The 20,706-nt window shown below is 66.9% G+C and carries 22 protein-coding genes; 16 read left to right on the top strand and 6 right to left on the bottom strand.

Translation table 11 applies throughout. The annotated features are described in order from the left end of the window. Nucleotides 1-3 precede the first annotated feature (3 nt). Nucleotides 4-783 (top strand): HpcH/HpaI aldolase family protein, encoded by a 780-nt coding sequence (locus tag AC3ANW_RS04295; RefSeq protein WP_488343969.1) that lies wholly within the window; start codon nucleotides 4-6, stop codon nucleotides 781-783. A gap of 12 nt (nucleotides 784-795) precedes the next feature. Next, a complete protein-coding gene (locus tag AC3ANW_RS04290; RefSeq protein ID WP_488343968.1) occupies nucleotides 796-1,791 on the top strand; it encodes a Bug family tripartite tricarboxylate transporter substrate binding protein in 996 nt (331 codons plus the stop codon). Between the two features lie 16 nt (nucleotides 1,792-1,807). On the opposite strand, the gene AC3ANW_RS04285 is transcribed toward AC3ANW_RS04290, so the two are convergent. Continuing rightward, entirely contained in the window at nucleotides 1,808-2,908 is a 1,101-nt protein-coding gene (locus AC3ANW_RS04285; protein ID WP_488343967.1) for an NADH:flavin oxidoreductase/NADH oxidase, read from the bottom strand. 289 nt (nucleotides 2,909-3,197) lie between these two features. On the opposite strand from AC3ANW_RS04285, the gene AC3ANW_RS04280 reads away from it, so the two are divergent. From AC3ANW_RS04280 to AC3ANW_RS04270, 3 genes are read left to right on the top strand one after another with little or no spacing between them, the layout of a single operon-like run. Further along, nucleotides 3,198-3,590: a response regulator transcription factor gene (locus AC3ANW_RS04280; protein WP_488343966.1), complete on the top strand. Its 393-nt coding sequence runs from the start codon at nucleotides 3,198-3,200 to the stop codon at nucleotides 3,588-3,590. 49 nt (nucleotides 3,591-3,639) lie between these two features. Continuing rightward, nucleotides 3,640-4,185, top strand: a complete 546-nt coding sequence (locus AC3ANW_RS04275) for a DUF924 family protein (RefSeq protein ID WP_488343965.1) — start codon at nucleotides 3,640-3,642, stop codon at nucleotides 4,183-4,185. A 12-nt stretch (nucleotides 4,186-4,197) separates the two neighbouring features. Continuing rightward, on the top strand, nucleotides 4,198-5,175 hold the full coding sequence (locus tag AC3ANW_RS04270) for a CAP domain-containing protein (RefSeq protein WP_488343964.1): 978 nt from the start codon (nucleotides 4,198-4,200) through the stop codon (nucleotides 5,173-5,175). Here AC3ANW_RS04270 and AC3ANW_RS04265 read toward each other — a convergent pair. Together AC3ANW_RS04265 and AC3ANW_RS04260 are read right to left on the bottom strand one after the other, a co-directional pair. Next, entirely contained in the window at nucleotides 5,172-7,772 is a 2,601-nt protein-coding gene (locus AC3ANW_RS04265) for an ATP-binding protein (protein ID WP_488343963.1), read from the bottom strand. The two genes, AC3ANW_RS04270 and AC3ANW_RS04265, sit on opposite strands and share 4 nt — an antisense overlap. 66 nt (nucleotides 7,773-7,838) lie before the next feature. Beyond that, entirely contained in the window at nucleotides 7,839-7,991 is a 153-nt protein-coding gene (locus AC3ANW_RS04260; RefSeq protein ID WP_488343962.1) for a hypothetical protein, read from the bottom strand. 384 nt (nucleotides 7,992-8,375) lie between these two features. On the opposite strand from AC3ANW_RS04260, the gene AC3ANW_RS04255 reads away from it, so the two are divergent. The 3 genes from AC3ANW_RS04255 to AC3ANW_RS04245 all read left to right on the top strand — a co-directional run bounded on the left by AC3ANW_RS04255 (nucleotide 8,376) and on the right by AC3ANW_RS04245 (nucleotide 10,377). Next, nucleotides 8,376-8,591: a hypothetical protein gene (locus AC3ANW_RS04255; protein WP_488343961.1), complete on the top strand. Its 216-nt coding sequence runs from the start codon at nucleotides 8,376-8,378 to the stop codon at nucleotides 8,589-8,591. 137 nt (nucleotides 8,592-8,728) lie between these two features. Further along, nucleotides 8,729-9,019 (top strand): helix-turn-helix domain-containing protein, encoded by a 291-nt coding sequence (locus tag AC3ANW_RS04250; protein ID WP_488343960.1) that lies wholly within the window; start codon nucleotides 8,729-8,731, stop codon nucleotides 9,017-9,019. Then, nucleotides 9,016-10,377 (top strand): HipA domain-containing protein, encoded by a 1,362-nt coding sequence (locus AC3ANW_RS04245; protein ID WP_488343959.1) that lies wholly within the window; start codon nucleotides 9,016-9,018, stop codon nucleotides 10,375-10,377. Before AC3ANW_RS04250 ends, AC3ANW_RS04245 begins: the two co-directional genes overlap by 4 nt. Before the next feature lie 4 nt (nucleotides 10,378-10,381). Here the strand turns inward: AC3ANW_RS04245 and lolD are convergent, their stop codons facing one another. Together lolD and AC3ANW_RS04235 are read right to left on the bottom strand one after the other, a co-directional pair. Beyond that, nucleotides 10,382-11,092 carry a lipoprotein-releasing ABC transporter ATP-binding protein LolD gene (gene lolD / locus AC3ANW_RS04240; protein ID WP_488343958.1) on the bottom strand — a complete coding sequence of 237 codons (711 nt, stop codon included), beginning with the start codon at nucleotides 11,090-11,092 and terminating at the stop codon, nucleotides 10,382-10,384. Further along, entirely contained in the window at nucleotides 11,085-12,341 is a 1,257-nt protein-coding gene (locus tag AC3ANW_RS04235) for a lipoprotein-releasing ABC transporter permease subunit (RefSeq protein ID WP_488343957.1), read from the bottom strand. The genes lolD and AC3ANW_RS04235 overlap by 8 nt, the downstream gene beginning before the upstream one ends. 138 nt (nucleotides 12,342-12,479) lie before the next feature. On the opposite strand from AC3ANW_RS04235, the gene AC3ANW_RS04230 reads away from it, so the two are divergent. From AC3ANW_RS04230 to AC3ANW_RS04195, 8 genes are all read left to right on the top strand, one after another. Then, entirely contained in the window at nucleotides 12,480-13,421 is a 942-nt protein-coding gene (locus AC3ANW_RS04230) for a phosphoglycerate mutase (RefSeq protein WP_488343956.1), read from the top strand. Next, nucleotides 13,418-15,145, top strand: a complete 1,728-nt coding sequence (gene recJ, locus AC3ANW_RS04225) for a single-stranded-DNA-specific exonuclease RecJ (protein ID WP_488343955.1) — start codon at nucleotides 13,418-13,420, stop codon at nucleotides 15,143-15,145. The genes AC3ANW_RS04230 and recJ overlap by 4 nt, the downstream gene beginning before the upstream one ends. Before the next feature lie 9 nt (nucleotides 15,146-15,154). Then, complete coding sequence (locus tag AC3ANW_RS04220; RefSeq protein WP_488343954.1) at nucleotides 15,155-16,009, top strand: 3',5'-nucleoside bisphosphate phosphatase; 855 nt, start codon at nucleotides 15,155-15,157, stop codon at nucleotides 16,007-16,009. Next, entirely contained in the window at nucleotides 16,006-16,890 is an 885-nt protein-coding gene (locus AC3ANW_RS04215) for a DMT family transporter (protein WP_488343953.1), read from the top strand. The genes AC3ANW_RS04220 and AC3ANW_RS04215 overlap by 4 nt, the downstream gene beginning before the upstream one ends. A 44-nt stretch (nucleotides 16,891-16,934) precedes the next feature. After that, nucleotides 16,935-17,576 carry an L-threonylcarbamoyladenylate synthase gene (locus AC3ANW_RS04210; RefSeq protein ID WP_488343952.1) on the top strand — a complete coding sequence of 214 codons (642 nt, stop codon included), beginning with the start codon at nucleotides 16,935-16,937 and terminating at the stop codon, nucleotides 17,574-17,576. A gap of 12 nt (nucleotides 17,577-17,588) precedes the next feature. Beyond that, complete coding sequence (locus AC3ANW_RS04205; RefSeq protein ID WP_488343951.1) at nucleotides 17,589-18,257, top strand: site-2 protease family protein; 669 nt, start codon at nucleotides 17,589-17,591, stop codon at nucleotides 18,255-18,257. A 53-nt stretch (nucleotides 18,258-18,310) separates the two neighbouring features. Next, nucleotides 18,311-19,615 (top strand): tryptophan--tRNA ligase, encoded by a 1,305-nt coding sequence (locus AC3ANW_RS04200; protein ID WP_488343950.1) that lies wholly within the window; start codon nucleotides 18,311-18,313, stop codon nucleotides 19,613-19,615. 225 nt (nucleotides 19,616-19,840) lie between these two features. Continuing rightward, nucleotides 19,841-20,029, top strand: coding sequence for a hypothetical protein (locus AC3ANW_RS04195; protein WP_488343949.1), 189 nt, complete (start codon nucleotides 19,841-19,843; stop codon nucleotides 20,027-20,029). Nucleotides 20,030-20,047: 18 nt separating this feature from the next. Here the strand turns inward: AC3ANW_RS04195 and AC3ANW_RS04190 are convergent, their stop codons facing one another. Beyond that, complete coding sequence (locus tag AC3ANW_RS04190; protein ID WP_488343948.1) at nucleotides 20,048-20,698, bottom strand: TetR/AcrR family transcriptional regulator; 651 nt, start codon at nucleotides 20,696-20,698, stop codon at nucleotides 20,048-20,050. Nucleotides 20,699-20,706: the final 8 nt, after the last annotated feature.

The following is a 20,706-nucleotide window of genomic DNA, read 5'->3' as shown; positions in this document are numbered from 1 at the left end:
GACATGACGACACCGAGCTTTCCCCACAACACCTTCCGCTCCGCACTGGTCGCCGGCGAACGGCTGATCGGCCTGTGGTGCAACTACGCGGCGCTGCCGACCGTCGAGTCGCTGGCCCACGCCGGCTTCGACTGGCTGCTGCTGGACATGGAGCACACCCCCACCGACCTGCAGATCATCGGCAGCCAGTTGCTGGCCCTGCGCGGCACACCGTCGGCCGCGGTGGTGCGGGTGCCCATCGCAGACATGGGCACCATCAAACGCGCGCTGGACACCGGCACCTCGAACCTGATGGTGCCCAACGTCCGCACCGCGGCCGAGGCGGCCGAGATCGTCTCGTGGACCCGCTTCCCGCCTCAGGGCTTGCGCGGCGTGGCCGGCAGCACCCGGGCCGGCGGCTATACGCGATTCAAGGACTACATGGCGCGCGCCAACGACGAGATCGCGGTCATCCTGCAGATCGAGTCGCGCCAGGCGCTGGCCGAACTCGAAGCCATCTGCGCGGTGCCGGGCGTCGACGCCGTCTTCATCGGCCCTTCGGACCTGGCGGCCGACCTGGGCCATCGCGGCCAGCCCGGCCATCCTGATGTGCAGGCGGCCATCGGCAAGGCCATCGCCACCGCGATCTCCTGCGGCAAGGCAGTCGGCATCCTGACGGTGGACGGCAAGGGCGAGCCCTACCTGGAACAGGGCGCGACCATGGTCGGCGTGGGCAGCGACCTGCACCTGCTGGTGGCAGCGGCCGATGCGCTGGCGGCTCGTTTCAAGACTGCTGCGGCCTGAGGAGCAACGGACATGGACCACTTCAAACTCTCCCGCCGCCAGTGGCTGGCCGCCGGTTCACTGGCCGGCCTGGGCAGCTACGGAAGCCAGGTTTTTGCCGCCGCACCGTCGTCCGGATGGCCCACAAAACCGGTCCGGCTGATCGTGCCTTTCACGCCCGGTGGCGCATCGGACGTCGCAGCCCGCACTGTCAGCACCGCGCTCCAGCAGGCCATCGGCCAGCCGGTCATCGTCGACTACAAACCCGGCGCCAACGGCAACCTGGGCGCGGACATCGTCACCAAGTCCGGATCCGACGGGCACACGCTGCTGGTCACCGACGTCGTCGGCCAGGCGGCCAGCCCGGCCGTCTACGGCAAACTGGGATTCGACCCCTCGACCGACCTGCAGGGCGTCTGCATGCTGACCTATGCGCCGCACCTGATCGCGGTGCACCCGGACCTGCCGGCGCAGAACCTGGCCGAACTGGTGGCGCTGTCGAAACGTCAGCAGGTCAGCTGCGCCATTTCGGCCGTCGGCAGCCCGCCGCACCTGGCCTGCGTCCAGCTGCAGAAGCTGATGGGCGCACAGTGGGAATACGTGCCCTACAAGGGCGGCTCGCAGGCCATGACCGACACCATCTCGGGCCAGACCCAGATGATCATCAACAGCCTGGCGCCCACCCTGCCCTATGTGCAGAGCGGCCGCCTGCGGCCCATCGCCCTGTCCAACCGCGGACGCATGGCACTGGTCTCGCAGATTCCGACGCTGGACGAAAGCGGCGCGCCGGGTTTTTCATCCGGATCGTGGCAGGGCGTGATGGCCTCGTCGGCCGTGCCCGCCGCTGTGGTGGCGCGTATCCACGCAGCGCTTGCCGGCGTGATGCTCGACACCGACCTTCGTGCCCGGGTGCTGGCCCAGGGCGCCCAGGTTTCGGTCAAGTCGCCGGCCGAGATGAACGCCTTCTTCGCGTCCGAACGCAAACGCTGGGAAGCCGTCGCGCGACAGAACAGCATTCAGGCCGGTTAGGCCAGGCCGCACAGGTTCACTGGTTGAGGCGATAACGCTCCAGCCAGTGGGCGTAAGGCGCCGGCAGCACCCACGAAGGACGGTCCTTCTTCAGCGCCAGGGCAGCGTGGTACGACCAGTGCGGATTAGCGAGGTGGGCGCGTCCGATCATCACCAGGTCGATCTGCTCCTTTTCGATCGCGGCGTTGGCGAGCGCCGGCGAATCGATGCCCCACGAAGACGCCACCGGCAGGCCGGTTTCGGTGCGCACCCGTTCCGCGACGGGCGCCAGGAAGGACGGGCCCCAGGGAATGTTGGCGGCCGGCGTCGAAAAACCCACGCTGACGTTCAGCATGTCCAGCCCGCCGCGCCTGAAGGCCTGGGTCAGGGCGATGGATTCTTCGAGCGTCTGTTCGTCGCGGCCGTCGTATTCGATGACGCCGAAACGGGCCGTCAGCGGCAGGTTCTCGGGCCACACCTCACGCACCGCGGCCAGGGCCTCGATCAGGAAACGGCTGCGGCCGACGAAGTCGCCACCATAAGCATCGGTGCGCTGGTTGGCATGCACCGAGAAGAAACTCTGCGCCAGGTAACCGTGGGCGAAATGCAGTTCGAGCCATTCGAAGCCGGCGGCCAGCGCGCGTTTTGCGGCCGCCACGAAATCGGCCTTCACCCGGGCGATGTCGTCCAGCGTCATCTCTTTCGGCACCTTGGGCAGGTTGGCGCCGAAAGCCACGGCCGAGGGAGAAATGGTGTCCCAGCCGCGCGGGTCGCCGGCCGCGATGTGGTCGTCGCCTTCCCACGGCAGGTTGGCGCTGGCCTTGCGGCCGGCATGGCCGATCTGGATACCGGCCACCGCGCCGCCGGCCTTGATGGCAGCTGCGATGTCCGCCAGCCCGTCGGCCTGGGTGTCGTTCCACAGGCCCAGGCAGCCGGGGGTGATGCGGCCTTCGGGCGACACGCCCGTCGCCTCGACGATCACCAGGCCGGCACCGCCGCGCGCCAGGCTGGCGTAATGCGACAGGTGCCAGTCGTTGACCAGGCCGTCGACGGCGCTGTACTGGCACATGGGCGGCACGGCAATGCGGTTGCGCAGCGTGGCGTCCTTGAGCTTGAAGACGGAAAAGAGATCGGACATGTTGTGGATGCGGCAGGCAATGTGCAAAGGAGGCGCGAGTCTAGGCACTGCAGATGACAGCGGTAGCGCGCTGCAAGGATCGCCCCGCGACACCAGGGTTTTCCCGCGGCTCCGTGCCAGGTCCATCGAAAATCGTGCTGGCACCCGCCGCCTGCCGAGAGTCGGTCATCGCCCTACAGTCGGCACCCACTCCGTCCGACCGAGTGCTAGTCCATCCGGTGGCATGCTCCCAGACTTTTGTTCGATGCAGCCGCCCGGGCTGCCTCTTCCGTTCCAGGATCCCCGCCCGATGCACTCAGCATTTCTCGTCGAAGACAGTCCCCCCGCCCGCGAAACCCTGACCGTGGCACTTGCCGAGTCGGCCGGCATCGTGACGGTGGGTTTCGCCGAGTCGGAGCTCGACGCTGTCGAGTGGCTGCGCCACCACGAGCTGCCCGACGTGGTGGTGCTCGACCTGTTCCTGAACGCAGGCACCGGACTGGGTGTGTTGGCCCGCATCCGACAGCTGTCGCTGGGCCTGCGGGTGATCGTGCTGACCAACAGCGCCACCAGCCTGCTGCGCCGCAGCTGCCTGCTGCTGGGTGCCGAGGCGGTGTATGACAAGGCCGACAATCTGGAAGATTTCCTGGACCACTGCCGCCACATGTTCGAACCGGCCGGCGACGCCCCTTCCCGACATTGAGCCGATGGCTGTGGGACGATGGCGCCCCCATCTTCACCACCGGTCCACCATGCCCGAACCCGCCCAGCCGCAAGCCATCCTCCAGTTCTGGCGTGACGCCGGCCCGCAGAAATGGTTCAAGAAAGACCCGGCCTTCGACGCCGCCTTCCGCGACCGGTTCTTCGAAGCCCACCAGTCCGCCGCCCGGCGCGAGCTCGCCCACTGGATGGACGACGCCGACGGCGCACTGGGCCTGTTGCTGCTGCTGGACCAATATCCCCGTAACGCTTTCCGCGACACCGCCCACATGTTCGCCACCGATCCGCTGGCCCGCCTGTACGCCCGCCAGATGATCGAGCGCGGCCTGGACCGGCAGGTCGACATCGCACTGCGCGCCTTCTGCTATCTGCCGTTCGAACATTCCGAAGACGCCGACGACCAGCGTATGGCGGTGCAGCTCTGCGATGCGCTGGACCCGGAAACCGCACGTTTCGCCCGGCTGCATGCAGACATCATCCAGCGCTTCGGTCGTTTCCCGCACCGCAACGAAGCCCTGGCGCGCCTGTCCACCGAAGCTGAAAGGCGCTTCCTGGCATCAGGCGGATTCGCCGGCTGACCGGAACACAACATGGGTTTCAACCTGGTCGATGTACTGCTGGCGCTGATCTTCGCGCTGGCGCTTTTCAAGGGCTGGCGCACCGGTTTTCTGGTCGGTGCCGCCAGCGTCGGCAGCGTGGCTGCGGCACTGGCCGCAGCATGGGCCGGCACGCCTTACCTGGCAGAACCGGCCGCCCGGCTGGGCTGGCTGCCGGAACCCTGGGTATCGCCTGCCGCCTTCCTGCTGATTTTGTTCGTGGTGCTGGTGCCGGTCAGCGGCATGCTGTCCCGGGCCGTCGCCGGCCGGCCCCGCAGCAATGCCGCGCGGGCCGTCGACCATGCCTTCGGCGTGTTGCCCGGCCTGGTCAAAGGCGCTGTCGCGGTGATGGTTCTCGTCGTGCTGCTGACCACGCTGCCGCTCGAAAAGAACCTCAACCGGGCGGCGCAGGAAAGCGTGGTGGTGGCAGCCCTGGCCGAACCCATCGACTGGGCGGATGCGCAGCTGACGCCTGTCTTCAGCCCGGCGTTTCAGCGCATGGTTCGGCTGATGACACCGCCTGCCAGGCCCGCGGGTGCGCCCGGCCACGGCGCCGTCAAGCTGCCCTTCACGGTCGCCAAGGCCGCCGCGCGACCCGAACTCGAAGCCGCCATGCTCGCCCTGGTCAACGCCGAACGTGTGCGTGCCGGCGGCCGCCCGCTGGTGGCCGACGCCGAAACCGTGGATGTCGCCCGTGCCCACGGCCGTGACATGTTCGCCCGCGGCTATTTCTCGCACGAGACGCCCGAGGGCGCCAGTCCTTTCGACCGCCTGCGCGCCGCAGGCATCCGCTACCGCACCGCCGGAGAAAACCTGGCGCTGTCGCCCACGCTCGAAAGCGCTCATGAAGGCCTGATGAAATCCCCCGGCCACCGCGACAACATCCTCAACCCGGCGTTCGGCCGGCTCGGCATCGGCATCGTGGACGGCGGCCGGCGCGGGCTGATGGTCACCCAGCTGTTCCGCAACTAGCGGTCCAGCATCGACCGCACCTTCTCGACCAGCGCCGTCACGTCGAAGGGTTTGGTGATCACCTCCATGTCGTGCGCCAGCAGGCCGTTGCCCACCGCCGCGTTTTCGGCATAACCCGTGACGAAGAGAACCTTGAGCGCGGAGCGCGTGACCCGCGCCGCATCGGCCACCTGACGGCCGTTCAATCCACCAGGCAGGCCCACGTCGGTCAGCAGGAGATCGATGCGTTGCCCGCCCTCCAGCACCTGAAGGCCGGCCGGCCCGTCGGCCACTGCGATGACGGTATAGCCGGCGTCTTCCAGTTGTTCGGCGACCAGCTGCCGGATGGTGGTTTCATCCTCGATGAACAGCACCACCTCGCCATCGCCACGGACATCGCCGAAGGCGGCCGGCGGCGGTTCGTCAGGCGGCGTTTCGCCCACGAACCGCGGCAGGTACAGGCACACCGTCGTGCCCTGGCCCGGCTCCGAATGGATGCGCACCTGGCCGCCCGACTGGCGCACGAATCCATAGACCATCGACAGCCCCAGCCCCGTGCCCTGCCCCATGGGTTTGGTGGTGAAGAAGGGATCGAACGCACGCTCTGCCACCTCCGGCGACATGCCGGCGCCGGTGTCGGTCACGCAGACCGCCATGTAGTGGCCGGGCGTCATTTCCCGCTGTGCCGCCATGCCTTCATCGAACCATTTGTTGGAGGTTTCGAGCGTCAGCAGGCCACCGTCCGGCGCCATCGCGTCGCGAGCGTTGATGCAGAGATTGAGCAGCGCGTTTTCAAGTTGCGAGGCATCCACACGTGTCGGCCACAGCCCGCCAGCGCCCACCACTTCGACCGCTACCGACGGTCCGACCGTGCGCCGCACCATGTCCTCGATGCCGGCGATCAGCCGGTTGACGTCGCATGGCCTGGGGTCGAGCGTCTGCCTGCGTGAAAACGCCAGCAGCCGCTGGGTCAGCGATGCCGCCCGGCGCAGCGAATCCTGGGCCATGCCGGTGTAGCGTTCCAGTCCGTCGAGCTTCTTCGCCGCCACCCGTTTTTCCAGCACCTGCAGACTGGCGCTCATGCTGCCCAGCAGGTTGTTGAAGTCGTGCGCGATGCCGCCGGTCAGCTGGCCGATGGCTTCCATCTTCTGCGACTGGCGCAGCTTGGCTTCCACTTCCATCAGCTCGCGGGTGCGTTCCTGGATGCGGGCTTCCAGCCGATCGTTGGCGTCGCGCAGTGCCTGCTGGGAGCGGGCTCGCTCCACCGCCGTGCGGGTGCGCCCGCCGACCTCGCGCATGAAGGCCACGTCTTCCGGCATCCAGGGCCGCGGTTCGCCGTGGCTGACAAACAGCACCGCCACCAGTTCACCGCGTTCGGTCACCGGCACCAGCATGAACGACATGGAACCGCGCGATGCCAGCGCCCGTGCGGCGCGGGCGGTGCGGGGGTCCAGCCGCATGTCGTCGACCTGCACGAGTTCATCGCGTTTCAGGTCGTCGATGAAGGAGCCGTAGTCGCGCAGCTGCACCGTGCCGGCCTGGGACGGCACGCCGGGAAGCGTCCAGTCGCGGGCGATGCTCAACGTTTCGCTGGCGGCGTCCACCGTGCCGTAACCGGCGCGGCCCACCTTCAGGGTCTGGCCCAGCAGTGTTGCGGCGGCGTGGCTGATGTCCTCTACGGAATCCAGTGAACGCAGCGCGTTGGTAAACACCGCCAGCCCTTCGCGCCGCAGCTCGGCCACCATCCGTTCGGTGACGTCCACGCCCTCGACGAAGATGCCCGACATGGCGCCCGCCGCGTCGCGGATCGGCTGTAAGACGACGTCGATATAACGTTCCTGCACCGGCCCGCCCGGCTCGGCCTGCATCTCGTAAAGGGATCCGTAGGTGCTGAACGATTCGCCGGTGGTGAAGACCGAATCGAGCAATTCGACATACCCCTGCTCCAGCGCATCCGGAAGCGCATCGGCCACCGTGCGGCCCAGCACCGGCCGATGTCCCACCAGCCGCAGGTAATTGGGGTTGGCCAAGGCAATGCGGTGTTCCGGCCCTTCCAGCATGGCCATGAAACTGGGTGACTGGTCGAACAGCTTGGCAAACCGCTCACGTTCTGCGACCAGGGTGCGCCGGGCCGACACACCCGCACTCACGTCCAGCACCAGGGCAAGCACGCCGGCCGGCCGGCCGCTTGCATCGACCAGCGGCGAAAAATGCAGGTCGACCCACAGCGGCTCGGCCGTACCGTTGCGGTCCAGCACGAAAGGCCGGTCCTGGTATCGCAGGGTCTTGCCGTCCAGCACGGTGCGGATGACAAATTCATTGAACTCGGCAATCTCGGGCCAGGCCTGCCGGATGTCCTGGCCGAGCATGTCCGGATGCCTCGAACCTGAAAAGTCGGCATAACCGTCGTTGTAGAGAAGCACACCTTCCTCGCCCCATACGATGGTCATCGGCACCTCCGCCCGCAGCATGTTGCCGACGGGAACGGTCAGCGCGTCGGGCCAGGACTCGATCGGGCCGAGCGGGGTTTGCGACCAGTCGAAGGCCGCGATGCGCCCGGCCATTGCCGAGGCGCAGTCGAGAAACGGAGGAAGGTCGGTCGGCAAGGCAGTTGGCATGGACGGAACTTGCGGCAGCGGCGTCGATTTCCGCCGCAAGTTAACAGACCTCCTGTCACCGGGATGTCAGCGCAGACAGCATTCGGAGGTATCCCGCGGGTCACTCCGGCAGGCGCTGGCGATGGACCCCAGTTCACGCAGCAGGCCACATGCCTGTTCGATGGCAAGCGCGGTGATGGCGCGGGTGCCGGGGACCGGGGATTGCGGGGGAGTATTCATGCTGGCCTTCCTGAGGGTTCGGCTCTGCAAAGAGAAACCGGCGCTCCGTCATTGAGGGTGATGAAGTGGCGGCGGCTCGAACAGGTTGGCGTACCGTACATTTTTCTGGCGAAAAACCGGCAGGGCGCGAGCCCTCCCATCCGAGCCGCCAGAAAACGGTTCGAACAAGAAGGCCGCATTTCCAATTGCGGTCTTGCGGCCTAAGCCAGAAAAATGTCCAGGACGCCAATCCCGGCCGCGCTTTTTTTGCGCGACGGCGGACTTTAGCCGAACGGTAAAGCGGCGTCATTCGACCTTTACCAAACCGCTCTGAAGCCGCTACAGTTTTTGCATTTCGCGCCGGTTTGTAGCCACGCGCCGTTTTTCAGTCTTCAGGAAATAGTCATGTCCAGCATCGGATCCATTGCCAGCCATACCGCCGCCTCCGCCTGGAATGTGGTGAAGGACACCGTGCGCGGGGCTACCGATGGCGACGCTGCCGACATCGCCAAGGTGGTGGTCGGAGCCGCCGTCATGACCGGATCCATGCCGGTCGGTACCGGTGTCGCCGTGCTGGCCGGGCAGGCCGCCGCCGGTCGGTTGCTGGATGTGTTTGCCTGAAGTGAAGAAAGCATAGTTCCGCCATAACGGAACAAAGCGCCGTAAATCTCCATCGAGGCGATTCTTTCGACATACCGAAACAATTGGATAAAACAAGCTGATGGCCGGATAATTCCGTCATAACGGAACAAACAGCCATGGCACGCAACCTTCCTCCGGCAAACGCAAAAGCCGACCCGCAGGTCCAGGACCTGTCCGGCCTGGGCGTGGCGGTACGCAACGCCCGCGCCCACGCGCAACTCCGGATCGATGACGCGGCCGCTTTCGTCGGAGTCTCCGCCGACATGTTGTCGAGGCTGGAAAACGGCAAGCCGGTCACCACCGACCGGTTGCTGAAAGTGCTGTCCGGGCTTGGGCTGGAATTGCTGGTGGTGCCGCGAAGCCAGGCCCTGAAACTGCGTGACCTGGCGCAGGAAGACGCAGCGTGACAGCCACCGCAGCCACCGCAAACGTCGGCCGTTCACTGGACGTTTTCTGTGCAGACCAGACGGTCGGAAGGCTCGACTTCGATACCGCGGCCGACCGGATCGACTTCCAGTACCACCCGCAATGGCTGACCAACAGGAATCGGTTCCAGCTGTCCCCGCACCTGCCGTTCAGGGGTGAGATTTCCCCGGTGGCGGTACGGCGTTTCATCGACAACCTGCTGCCGGAAGGCCGGGCGCTGGACATCGTTTGCAGCTTCACCAATGTCCAGAAAACCAATCTCTTCGGCCTGATCCGCGTGCTGGGCCGCGACACGGCCGGCGCATTGAGTTTCCTGCCTGCCGGCGAACGACCGCAGCAACTGCCGGAACAACGCCGCGCGGTGTCCCCGGCCGAACTGCAGCAACGCATCGGCGACCGCAACCGCATGCCGTTCACGGTGTGGGACGGCAAGGTGCGCACGTCGGTCGCCGGCTACCAGGACAAGCTGCTGGTACTGAAGGAAAACGAAGACCTTTTCCTGGTCGACGGTGCGCTGTCGTCCACCCATATCCTCAAGCCGGAACCGCTGAACGACAGGCTCCGGTACATGGTGGCGAACGAGCACTTCTGCATGTGTCTTGCCAATCGCCTCGGGCAGCGACGCATGAAGCAGGACTGGGCCGCCGAGGTTGAAATCCTGCGGGTGCCCTCGCCGGTCCTGTGCATCACGCGGTTCGACCGGCGCCGGATCGGCGACCAGGTGCAACGCCTCCATGTGATCGACGGCTGCCAGGCGCTCAACCTGCCGGTCGCGGCCAAATACGAACGCTCGCTGGGCAATGGCGAGGATGTGCGGCACATGCGCGACGGCGCCAGCTTCGAGGCGCTGGCCACCTTGCGGGCACGGCTGTCCAACCCGGCGACCGGTATCCGGCAACTGGGCTTCTGGGCCATCACCACGCTGCTGCTGGGCAATAGCGATGCCCACGGCAAGAACATCTCGTTCTTCGGCGGCAATGACACCTTGGCGGTCGCGCCCTTCTACGACCTGGTCAGCGTCTCGGTCTACGACGGCCAGCACATCGACCACGAACTGGCGATGGCATTTGGAGACGAGTTCAGCCTGGCGGCGGTGAAGTCGTTCGCGCTGGCCGATTTCTGCGAGCGGCTGGGCTTTCCACGAGCTGCGTTTGCCCGGGAGTTGAAGCAGTTGTGCGAATGGGCACGGGAAGAGGCGCGCTCGCAGGCCGAAGCGCCCGACTACGTCGACGAAGAGCGCGCTTTCGTGCGCACGCTGGCCGACTACACGGTGGACCGGGCCGATCGGCTGCTGGTGCAGGTCGCAGACATCGCCCGGTTCACACGCGATTCGTTCTGAGCCTTCAGCCTTCGACGAAGCGCCCCGACACCAGCCGCATCTTGCGGTCGCACCGTTGCGCCAGCGCATCGTCGTGGGTGACCATCACGAAGGCGGTGTTGCGGTCGCGCGCCAGCTTGAGCATCAGGTCGAAAACCCCGTCGGCGGTGGACCGGTCCAGGTTGCCGGTCGGCTCGTCGGCCAGCACGCAGGCCGGTTTGGTCACCAGCGCCCGGGCGATGGCCACACGCTGGCGCTCGCCGCCGGACAGCTCGGCCGGCCGGTGCAGCAGCCGCTCGCCCAGGCCCACGGACTTCAGTGTCTCGGTCGCCGCCGCATCGCAGGCTTCCTTCGAGTCCCGCCGGATGCGCAGCGGCATGCCGACGTTGTCGAGCGCCGAGAATTCCGGCAGCAGGTGGTGGAACTGGTAGATGAAACCCAGGCTCTTGTTGCGCATGCGGCCCTGTTCGGCCTGGCTCATCCTGTCCATCGGCTGGCCGAGCAAGGTGACATGGCCGGCGGTGGGCGCATCGAGCCCGCCGAGCAGGTGCAGCAGCGTGCTTTTGCCCGATCCGCTGGCGCCGACGATGGCCAGGGTTTCGCCGGCCCGGATGTCGAGGTCGACGCCGTGCAGCACGGTCAGGTCGATGCGGCCGTCGATGAAACGTTTGGACAGTCCGCGGGCGGACAGCACCACGCCGGCAGGCGGCTTTTCTTGAAGATTCAGATCACTCATAACGCAGCGCCTCGGCCGGGTTCACACGGCTGGCGCGCCAGCTGGGGTAGAGGGTTGCCACGAAGGACAGCACCAGGGAAATGACGGCGATGGGCACGATGTCGGCCTCTTGCGGTTCGCTGGGCATGCGGCTGATGAGGTAGACGTCCTTCGGCAGGAAACTGGCATGGAACAGATGCTCCAGCGCCGGCACGATGACGTCGATGTTGAAGGCGACCAGCAGGCCCAGGCCCAGCCCGGCCAGGGTGCCGATGACACCCACCATGGCGCCCTGCACCACGAAGATCCCCATGATGCTTTTCGGGCTGGCGCCCAGGGTGCGCAGGATGGCGATGTCGGCGCGTTTGTCGGTCACCGTCATCACCAGCGTGGACACCAGGTTGAATGCGGCCACGGCCACGATCAGGGTGAGGATGATGAACATCATGCGTTTCTCAACCTGCACTGCCGCGAACCAGGTCTTGTTCTGCTGGGTCCAGTCGCGCACGAAGACGTCGCCGCTCAGGCTGTTGGCGAGTTCCTGCGCCACCCGCGGGGCTTCGTGCAGGTCTCGCAGGCGCAGGCGCACCCCGCTCGGGCCTTCCAGCCGGAAGATGCGGGCCGCGTCTTCCTCGTGCACCAGCGCCAGCGAGGAGTCGTATTCGAAATGACCGGAGTCGAAGGTGCCTACCACGGTCATCTGCTTCAGGCGGGGCACCACACCGGCCGGTGTCACCTGGCCGTTGGGCGACACCAGGGTGACCGGGTCGCCGGCGCGCACGCCCAGTGCACGCGCCAGTTCGATGCCGAGGATCACGCCGAATTCGCCGGGCCTGAGTTTTTCGAGCACCCCGGGCTGGGTGGCGCTGCCGAGGTCGGTGACCTCGCTTTCGTGCGCCGGGTCGATGCCGCGGATGAGGGCGCCGCGCATGTCCTCGCCGCGGGCGATCAGCGCCTGGGCCGAGATGAAGGTGGCGGCACCGACGACCTCGGGGTTGCGGCGCGCTTCTTCCATGGTCTTGCGGGCATCGGGCAAGGCGCCGCCGTTGGGCGCGAAGATCTCGATGTGCGAGACCACCGACAACATGCGGTCGCGCACTTCCTTCTGGAACCCGTTCATCACCGACAGCACGATGATCAGCGCCGCCACGCCGAGGGCGATGCCCAGCATGGATACGCCGGAAATGAAGTTGATGAAACCGTTGCGCCGGGTGGCGCGGCCGGCCCGGGTGTAGCGCCAGCCCAGGACCAGCTCGTAGGGGAGTTGCATGTAGAGAGTGCTCGTCATCAGTGCCCGGCCGGTGTGGCGAGGCGCAGGGATTGTGCGCGATGGAGCAATGGCCCTGGTGTCCAACGGTAGCGGCCGGCCCCGCAGGCGCGGCCGGGGGCGGAATGGGACAATCCGGCGATGCATCTTCTTGTTCCGTACGCCAGCGCCCTGGCCCCGGGTTGCGAGGCCGCCCAGCGCGACCTGGAACTGCCCAACCTGCAACGCCTGCTGTCCCGGCTGAGCCCCGCCGGCGCCGACGAAGCCGACGAATTCGTCCTGACGCCGCCGCACGAACGCGCCCTGGCCCGTCTGCGCGGCCTGCCTGCGCAGCACGGCCGGCAACCCTGGGCCGCCGTCGCGCTGGCCGACGGCGGCGGCCGGCCCGGCACCGACGGCTGGGCCTGGGTGACGCCCTGCCACTGGAACATCGCGCCCGATCACATCGCCCTGACCGACCCGGCAGCGCTGGGTCTGACCGAGGCCGAATCACGTGCGGTGCTGGCGCTGGTCGACCCCTACTTCACCGAGGACGGGATCTTTCTCGAATATGTCGCGCCCACCACCTGGCGGGCGCGCGGCGATATCTTCAGGGACATGGCCAGCGCCTCGCTCGACCGGGTGAACGGCCGCAGCCTCGACCTGTGGATGCCCGACGGCCCGGCCGCCCGGCCGCTGCGCCGTTTGCAGACCGAGTTCCAGATGCTGCTCTACACCCACGCCATGACCGACGAACGCAACGCGCGCGGCCTGCCCGCCGTCAATGCGTTCTGGATCAGCGGCACCGGTGTCCTGCCCGAAGGCGTGAAACCGATGCCGGCCGACCTGCTCGCGCCGCAAGGCCTGCGCGAAGCGGCGCTGCATGACGACTGGTCGGCCTGGCGCGAGGCCTGGCAGGCCATCGACCGGCGTGAATGTGCCGCTGCACTGAAGGCGCTGGACGACGGCCAGCCGGTCATGCTGACGCTGTGCGGCGAACGTTCGGCCTTCGACTTCACCGCCCGCAAGACCGGGCTGATGGACAGGCTGCGCGGCCTGTTCGGCAGCAAACCCCGCCTGCAGGACTGGGCTGCCAGCTTATGAAGATCGTCCCCCGCGACGTGCCGCCGCGTTCGGCCTGGGCGCTGACGCAGGCCGGCGTTCATCCGCTGCTGGCGCAGCTGTATGCGGCGCGCGGCGTGCGTTCGCATGAAGAACTCGACGACGGACTGGCCCGTCTGCTGCCGCCCGCCGGCCTGTTGGGCGCGGCGGAAGCGGCGCGTCTGCTGGCAGACGCCATAGCCGCCGACCAGCGCATCTGCGTGGTGGCCGACTACGACTGCGACGGCGCCACGGCCTGTGCGGTCGCCGTGCGCGGCCTGCGTCTGCTGGGTGCGAGACATGTCGATTACCTGGTGCCCGACCGGGTCGTCGACGGCTACGGCCTGACACCGCCGATCTCCCGCCGGGTCGCCGAACTGGGCTGCGACCTGCTGGTGACGGTAGACAACGGCATCGCCAGCGTCGAAGGCGTGGCCGCCGCGCATGCACTGGGCCTGAAGGTGCTGGTGACCGATCACCACCTGCCCGGCCCGGTACTGCCGACGGCCGACGTCCTGGTCAACCCCAACCAGCCGGCCTGCGGTTTCGACAGCAAATGCATCGCCGGCTGCGGCGTGATGTTCTATGTACTGCTGGCCCTGCGCGCAGAACAGCGGGCGCGCGGCTTGTACGCGGATGCGCCGCAGCCCAAGCTCGACACGCTGCTGCCGCTGGTCGCACTGGGCACCGTGGCCGACGTGGTCAGGCTGGACGCCAACAACCGCCGCCTGGTGGCGCAGGGCCTGCAGCGCATCCGGCGCGGCGCCATGCAGCCGGGCATCGCGGCGCTGTTCACCGCTGCCGGCCGCAAGCCCGCAATGGCCACTGCCTTCGACTTCGGTTTCGCCCTCGGCCCGCGCATCAACGCCGCCGGCCGGCTGGCCGACATGACGCTCGGCATCGAATGCCTGCTGACCGACGACCCGGCCCGGGCCGACGAACTGGCGCGGATGCTGGACACCATCAACCGGGAGCGCCGCGACATCGAGGGCGGCATGCGCGACGACGCCATGGCGATGGCCGAAGCGCTGTGCCTGGACGGCAGCGACGAAGGCCCGCCGTCCGCCATCTGCGTGTTCGGCCCGGACTTCCACGAAGGTGTGGTCGGCATCGTGGCCTCGCGCCTGAAGGACCGCATGCACCGGCCGACCTTCGTGTTCGCCGCCAGTGCCGCGCCGGGCAAGGAGACGGAACTCAAGGGCTCGGGCCGGTCCATACCCGGTTTCCATCTGCGCGACGCGCTCGACCTGGTGGCCAAACGCCACCCGGGGGTGCTGCTGAAGTTCGGTGGCCACGCCATGGCGGCCGGCTGCACCATCGCCCGCGACCGGTTCGAGACCTTCCGCGACGCGCTGGCGAAAGTCGCCGATGAATGGCTGGACGAAGCCACACTCACCCGCCGCATCGAGACCGACGGACCGCTGGCCGCGGAATACCGGCGCGCCGAAATGATCGACGCGCTGCACAGCGCCGTGTGGGGCCAGGGTTTTGCCGCGCCCACCTTCAGCGAAGAGGTGGAGGTGCTTAACCAGCGCCTGGTGGGCGAGGACCGCCACCTGTCGCTGAAGCTGCTGCACCAGGGCCATCCGGTGGACGGCATCTGGTTCGGACATACCGAAATGCTGCCCGCCCGGGTGACACTGGCCTTCCGGCTGGACGTCAACGAATGGCGCGGAGAACGCAAGGTTCAGTTCCTGGTGGAGGCCGCAGAGCTGCCTTCGGCCTAAAATGGTCCGGTGCCCACCTACCAAAACGCCGATCTGCATTGCCATTCCGTTGTTTCGGACGGCACCCTGACACCCGAGGTCCTGGCGGCGCGCGCCAAGGCCAACGGCGTCGAGTTGTGGGCCCTGACGGACCATGACGAGATCGGCGGCTGTCACCGCGCAGCCGCAGCGGCCCGGGCAATCGGCCTGCCCTACCTCACCGGCGTCGAGATTTCCGTCACCTTCGCCGACGAGACGGTGCACATCGTCGGCCTGGGTTTCGATGCCGATGACCAGGCCATCAAGGCCGGCCTTGCCGCCACCCGCGGCGGTCGTGGCCAACGAGCCCGCGAAATGAGCGACCAGCTGGCCAAGGTCGGCATCAAGGATGCGTACGACGGCGCGCTGCGCTACGTCGGCAACCCCGAACTCATCTCCCGCACCCATTTCGCGCGATACCTCGTCGAAGCCGGCTACTGCCGCGACACCAGCGAAGTCTTCCGCAAATACCTCACCGACAACAAACCCGGCTACGTGCCCCACCGCTGGGCGACGCTGGCCAACGCGGTAGGCTGGATCACCCGGGCCGGTGGCGTGGCGGTCATCGCCCACCCGGGGCGATATAAGTTTTCGGCCACCGCCGAATACGCGCTGTTCAGTGAATTCAAGGCGCACGGCGGCCAGGGCGTCGAGGTGGTGACCGGCAGCCACACGCCGCCCGAATACCTGGTGTATGCCGACATGGCACGCGAATTCGGCCTGGCCGCATCGCGCGGCAGCGACTTCCACAGCCCGGACGAATCCCATACCGACCTGGGCAAGTTGCCGTTCCTGCCGGTCGACCTGCCGACCGTATGGGACCTGGTCGCAGAGCGCGTCCAGTGAGTCCGGCACTGGTCGGGATCGGCTGCGCGGTGCTGGCCACCGCCTGTTTTGCCACTCTCGACAGCAGCGTCAAGCTGATGGGCGCGACGCTGCCCATCGTCACCATCATCTGGATCCGTTACCTGGTGCAGGCCGTGGTGGTCAGCGCCGCCCTGTTGCCCACCCGCGGCCTGGCGGCGCTGCGTACCGACCACCCGCGTTTCCAGTTGCTGCGCGGCGTTCTGCTGCTGTCGACCAGCGTGCTGGGTTTCTTCAGCCTGCGCCACATGCCGGTCGGCGAGTTCACCGCGGTGGTGATGGTCACGCCGCTGGCCATCACCGTGCTGGCATCGGTGGTGCTGAAGGAGCAGGTGTCGGGCCTGCGCTGGGTGCTGGTGGCATTGGGTTTCGGCGGCACGCTGGTGGTGTTGCGGCCCGGCAGCGACGCCTTCCAGTGGGCGACCCTGCTGCCGCTGGCGCTAGTGGCCTGCAATGCGTGGTTTCAAGTGCTGACCAGCCGTCTGGCACGCACCGAAAGTCCGATGGCCATGCAGTTCTACGGCGGCTGGGTGGGCACGCTGCTGCTGGCGCTGCTGCTGCCGTTCGGCTGGCAGATGCCGGCGGATGCACTCACCTGGGCCAAGCTCATCGGCATGGGGCTGGCCGGCACCCTGGGCCACCATCTGCTGACCATCGCCTACCGCCGCACCCCGGCTGCCACGCTGATGCCCTTTCTTTATGCGCAGATCGGCTTCGCCATGATGGCCGGCTTCATCGTGTTCAGCCATGTGCCGGACGCCATCGCGTTGGCGGGCATCGTGATGATCGCGGTGTCCAGCGCACTCGGAGCCTGGCTGACGGTGCGCGAAAGCCGGATAGTCGTACAGCCGGCAGAGGCTTGAGGCCGCGGCTCCCGGCCATGTCGCGGGCCGGGGGACAATAAGGGATGGCCCAGTATTTCGAACTTCATCCCGACAACCCGCAGCCGCGCCTCATCAAACAGGCGGTCGCCTTGTTGCAACGCGGCGGCGTGGCCGCCATTCCCACCGATTCCAGCTACGCGCTGGCCTGCCGCCTGGACGACCGCGATGCGGTCGAGCTGATGCGGCGCATCCGCCAGGTGGACGACAAACACCACCTCACCCTGCTCTGCCGCGACCTGAGCGAGCTGTCGAGCTACGCCAAGGTGGACAACCGGCAATACCGGTTGCTGAAAGCCGCCACGCCCGGCGCCTACACCTTCCTGCTCGAAGCGACGAAGGAAGTGCCGCGCCGGGTCAGCCATCCGCAGCGCAAGACCATCGGCCTGCGGGTGCCCGACCACAAGGTGCTGCAGGCGCTGCTGGCCGAATACGGCGCGCCGCTGCTGGCCACCACCTTCATCCCTCCGGGTGAAGACGAGCCGCTGAACGACGCTGCCGAAATCCGCACCCGCTACGAAAAAGTGCTGGCCGCGGTGGTCGATGCCGGCGCCTGTTCGCAGCAGCCCACCACGGTGGTCGACCTGACACCCATGGACGAAGGCGGCGACCCGCAACTGGTGCGCAAGGGCCAGGGACCGCTCGATGTGCTCGGCCTGTCGGACTGAGACAATCCACCGGTGGATATCTCCCAACTGATACAGACCGTCCTGGTCAACGCGCTGCCGCTGCTCTTCGCGATCACGGTGCACGAAGCGGCCCACGGTTATGCCGCACGGCGCCTGGGCGACGACACCGCCTGGCGCATGGGCCGGCTCACGCTCAACCCCATCAAACACATCGATCCGGTCGGCACGCTGCTGATGCCGGCATTGATGTTCTTCGCCACCAGCGGCGCCTTCGCGTTCGGTTATGCCAAACCGGTGCCGGTCAATTTCGGGCGGCTGCGCCAACCGCGGCGCGACATGGTGCTGGTGGCGCTGGCCGGACCCGCCTCCAATTTCCTGCAGGCTTTTCTGTGGGCGGCGCTCCTGGTGGTGATGCTGAGCCTGGGTTGGCGCGAGCGCTTCTTCGTCGAGATGGCGCAGTCGGGCATCCGCTGGAACCTGGTGATGTGGGCCTTCAACCTGTTCCCGCTGCCGCCGCTGGATGGCGGCCGGGTGCTGGCCGGCCTGCTGCCGCCGCGCGCATCGCAGGTGCTCGACCGCATCGAGCCGTTTGGTTTCTACATCGTGATGGCGCTGGTGCTGGCCGGTGTGGTGGCCAGCTACTGGATGCTCCCGCTGATCACCGTCGGCAACGAGGTGCTGGCGACGCTGCTGATGCCGATCGCCGCCCTGCTGCGCTGACCGCCAGCCGAGCCGCCTTCTTCTGTCTTTCCTGTCCCTGTCGATTTCTTCCCATGAGCATTCAACGCGTTCTCACCGGCATCAAGCCGACCGGCACTCCCCACCTGGGCAACTACGTCGGCGCCGTCCGGCCGGCCATCGCCGCCAGCCGCCAGCCGGGTGTCGAGAGCTTCTATTTCCTGGCCGACTACCACGCACTGATCGGCTGCGGCGAACCTGAGCGCATCAACCGCTCCACGCTGGAGATCGCTGCGACCTGGGTAGCGGCCGGACTGGACCCGGAAAAGGTCACCTTCTACCGCCAGTCGGACATTCCGGAAATCCCCGAGCTCAACTGGATCCTGGGCTGCGTGGCCGGCAAGGGCCTGCTGAACCGGGCCCACGCCTACAAGGCGCAGGTCGACAAGAACACCGCCGCCGGCAACGACCCGGACGCGGACGTGAGCGTGGGCCTGTACATGTACCCAGTGCTGATGGCGGCGGACATCCTGATGTTCAAGGCGCACAAGGTTCCCGTCGGCCGCGACCAGGTGCAGCACATCGAGATCGCCCGCGACATCGCTTCCAGCTTCAACCACCTGTATGGCGAACACCTGGTGCTGCCAGAAGCGGTGATCGAGGCGTCGGTCGCCACCTTGCCCGGCCTCGACGGCCGCAAGATGAGCAAGAGCTACGACAACACCATTCCGCTGTTCCTGCCGCCGGCCGAACTCAAGCGGCGTATCGGCGGCATCGTGACCGATTCACGCGCGCCGGGTGAGGCCAAGGAAACCGAAGGGTCGGCATTGTTCCAGATCTTCCAGGCGTTCGCATCGGCCGAAGAAACCGCCGAATTGCGCCAGGCCTATGCCGACGGCATTTCCTGGGGCGATGCCAAGCAGAAACTCTTCGAGCGCATCGACCATGAAGTCGCGCCGATGCGCGACACCTACCAGTCGCTGATCGACAACCCGGCCCGGCTCGAAGAAATGCTGCTGGCCGGTGCGGCCAAGGCCCGCCGCATCGCCACGCCGCTGATCGCCGAAGCGCGTCAGGCCGTCGGCCTGCGCCGCCTGGCCACGCCCACCACACCTCAGGTGCAGCAAAAAGCCAGCCGCGCCGCCTTGCCGAGCTTCAAGCAATACCGCGATTCAGACGGCCAGTTCCGCTTCAAGCTGCAGGATGCCAGGGGCCAGTTGTTGCTGCAGAGCCGGGGCTACACCGCACCGCGCGACGCTGCACAAGCCATCGCGGCCCTGCAGGCGCCCGGTGCCGATGTGGCAGCGCTGCTGACGGACGCGGCGGAAACCGGATTCACCGCCGACGCCGCAACCATCGCCGGTGCCATGGCATTGCTGGTCGCCGCTCGCGAATCCTGATGCCCGGACGGCTCAGGATATTCCCTGAGCTGCCCGCCCCGCCCCATACCTGCAAAAGGGCGCCGACGGCCGACAAACGTCTGCGCCGACAAGCACTTGGCCCGGAATGAACATACAGGCCTTCAGGTTTCGTAGGTGCCCAGCCCAAGGGCAGCGGCGCGATGTCCTGCAACACCCTGCATCCAGTTGAGCTCCAATGCCGTATCGCCCGGTAAGGAGCCCACCATGCGCCGATCTCTACGCCGACCCTCACGCCGTTCTCTCCGGCAGGCATTTGCCTTCTTTTCCGCCACGGTGCTGGTCGCCGTGACGGCAGCGGCCGCAGTGCTGCTGCCGGACCAGGCGGCAGAAGCGACCGATCTGGGCATCATCCAGATCGACCAGATTTTTGGTGCCGGCACCTTCGAGCCCTGATTTCCTGGCCTCGGCCCCTCAGTCCGTTCTCAGCATTCCCCACACCAGCCGTACCAACTCGTCCTCGAAGGCGGCGCTTCCCAACAGGGAAGAATCTTCCAAGCAGGCACTGCGGATGGTGCCCATTACCGCCCGCGTCACCACAAAGATCATGGCCGGATGCGGCGGTCGCACATCGGTCGCACCGCCCTTTTCCACCAGTTGCGCCAGCGCTACGGCATGACGCTCGGCGCCCTCTCTCAATGCCTGCGTCACGTTGTCATGGTGGTCCAGTCGCCATCCCAAACGAATGAATCGCCGACGGTTGCTGGATTCGCCGCCGAACACCTTCACCATCAGCCGGACCAACTGGCGCACCACCTCTTGTACCGGCAGGTTTTCGGCAAGCGCCTTGTCCAGCAGGGACTGGATGTCCACCTGTGCGCGGACCCGCTGGCGCTGGATCATCGCCAGCACCACAGCTTCCTTCGAAGGAAAGTACTGATAGAGCGTGCCGATGGAAAAACCGGCCTCGGCGGCGATGCGGTTGGTGGTCAAGGCGGTTTCGCCTTCGTTTTCCACAATGCGAGCAGTGGCGTCGAAAATCGTCTCTACCGTCGCCTGCGCACGCGCCTGGGAAGGCGCTTTTCTCATGGCGGACGCGGACTTGGCTTCGTTTGCAGGTTTCATGGAAGGCT

It is taken from the genome of Xylophilus sp. PBN-3R (assembly GCF_057747805.1).
Note: the sequence above shows the minus strand (reverse complement) of the source record. Positions and strands in the feature narration are given on the sequence as shown.

What these genes read in the sequence shown, in the direction of transcription:
- AC3ANW_RS04255 (WP_488343961.1), top strand. Translation starts at nt 8,376, where the DNA reads ATGTCCAGCATCGGATCCATTGCCAGCCATACCGCCGCCTCCGCCTGG.
- AC3ANW_RS04200 (WP_488343950.1), top strand. Translation starts at nt 18,311, where the DNA reads ATGAGCATTCAACGCGTTCTCACCGGCATCAAGCCGACCGGCACTCCC.
- AC3ANW_RS04190 (WP_488343948.1), bottom strand. Translation starts at nt 20,698, where the DNA reads ATGAAACCTGCAAACGAAGCCAAGTCCGCGTCCGCCATGAGAAAAGCG.
- AC3ANW_RS04260 (WP_488343962.1), bottom strand. Translation starts at nt 7,991, where the DNA reads ATGAATACTCCCCCGCAATCCCCGGTCCCCGGCACCCGCGCCATCACC.
- AC3ANW_RS04230 (WP_488343956.1), top strand. Translation starts at nt 12,480, where the DNA reads ATGCATCTTCTTGTTCCGTACGCCAGCGCCCTGGCCCCGGGTTGCGAG.
- AC3ANW_RS04280 (WP_488343966.1), top strand. Translation starts at nt 3,198, where the DNA reads ATGCACTCAGCATTTCTCGTCGAAGACAGTCCCCCCGCCCGCGAAACC.
- AC3ANW_RS04210 (WP_488343952.1), top strand. Translation starts at nt 16,935, where the DNA reads ATGGCCCAGTATTTCGAACTTCATCCCGACAACCCGCAGCCGCGCCTC.
- AC3ANW_RS04275 (WP_488343965.1), top strand. Translation starts at nt 3,640, where the DNA reads ATGCCCGAACCCGCCCAGCCGCAAGCCATCCTCCAGTTCTGGCGTGAC.
- recJ (WP_488343955.1), top strand. Translation starts at nt 13,418, where the DNA reads ATGAAGATCGTCCCCCGCGACGTGCCGCCGCGTTCGGCCTGGGCGCTG.
- AC3ANW_RS04270 (WP_488343964.1), top strand. Translation starts at nt 4,198, where the DNA reads ATGGGTTTCAACCTGGTCGATGTACTGCTGGCGCTGATCTTCGCGCTG.
- AC3ANW_RS04195 (WP_488343949.1), top strand. Translation starts at nt 19,841, where the DNA reads ATGCGCCGATCTCTACGCCGACCCTCACGCCGTTCTCTCCGGCAGGCA.
- AC3ANW_RS04285 (WP_488343967.1), bottom strand. Translation starts at nt 2,908, where the DNA reads ATGTCCGATCTCTTTTCCGTCTTCAAGCTCAAGGACGCCACGCTGCGC.
- AC3ANW_RS04250 (WP_488343960.1), top strand. Translation starts at nt 8,729, where the DNA reads ATGGCACGCAACCTTCCTCCGGCAAACGCAAAAGCCGACCCGCAGGTC.
- AC3ANW_RS04235 (WP_488343957.1), bottom strand. Translation starts at nt 12,341, where the DNA reads ATGCAACTCCCCTACGAGCTGGTCCTGGGCTGGCGCTACACCCGGGCC.
- AC3ANW_RS04265 (WP_488343963.1), bottom strand. Translation starts at nt 7,772, where the DNA reads ATGCCAACTGCCTTGCCGACCGACCTTCCTCCGTTTCTCGACTGCGCC.
- AC3ANW_RS04290 (WP_488343968.1), top strand. Translation starts at nt 796, where the DNA reads ATGGACCACTTCAAACTCTCCCGCCGCCAGTGGCTGGCCGCCGGTTCA.
- AC3ANW_RS04295 (WP_488343969.1), top strand. Translation starts at nt 4, where the DNA reads ATGACGACACCGAGCTTTCCCCACAACACCTTCCGCTCCGCACTGGTC.
- lolD (WP_488343958.1), bottom strand. Translation starts at nt 11,092, where the DNA reads ATGAGTGATCTGAATCTTCAAGAAAAGCCGCCTGCCGGCGTGGTGCTG.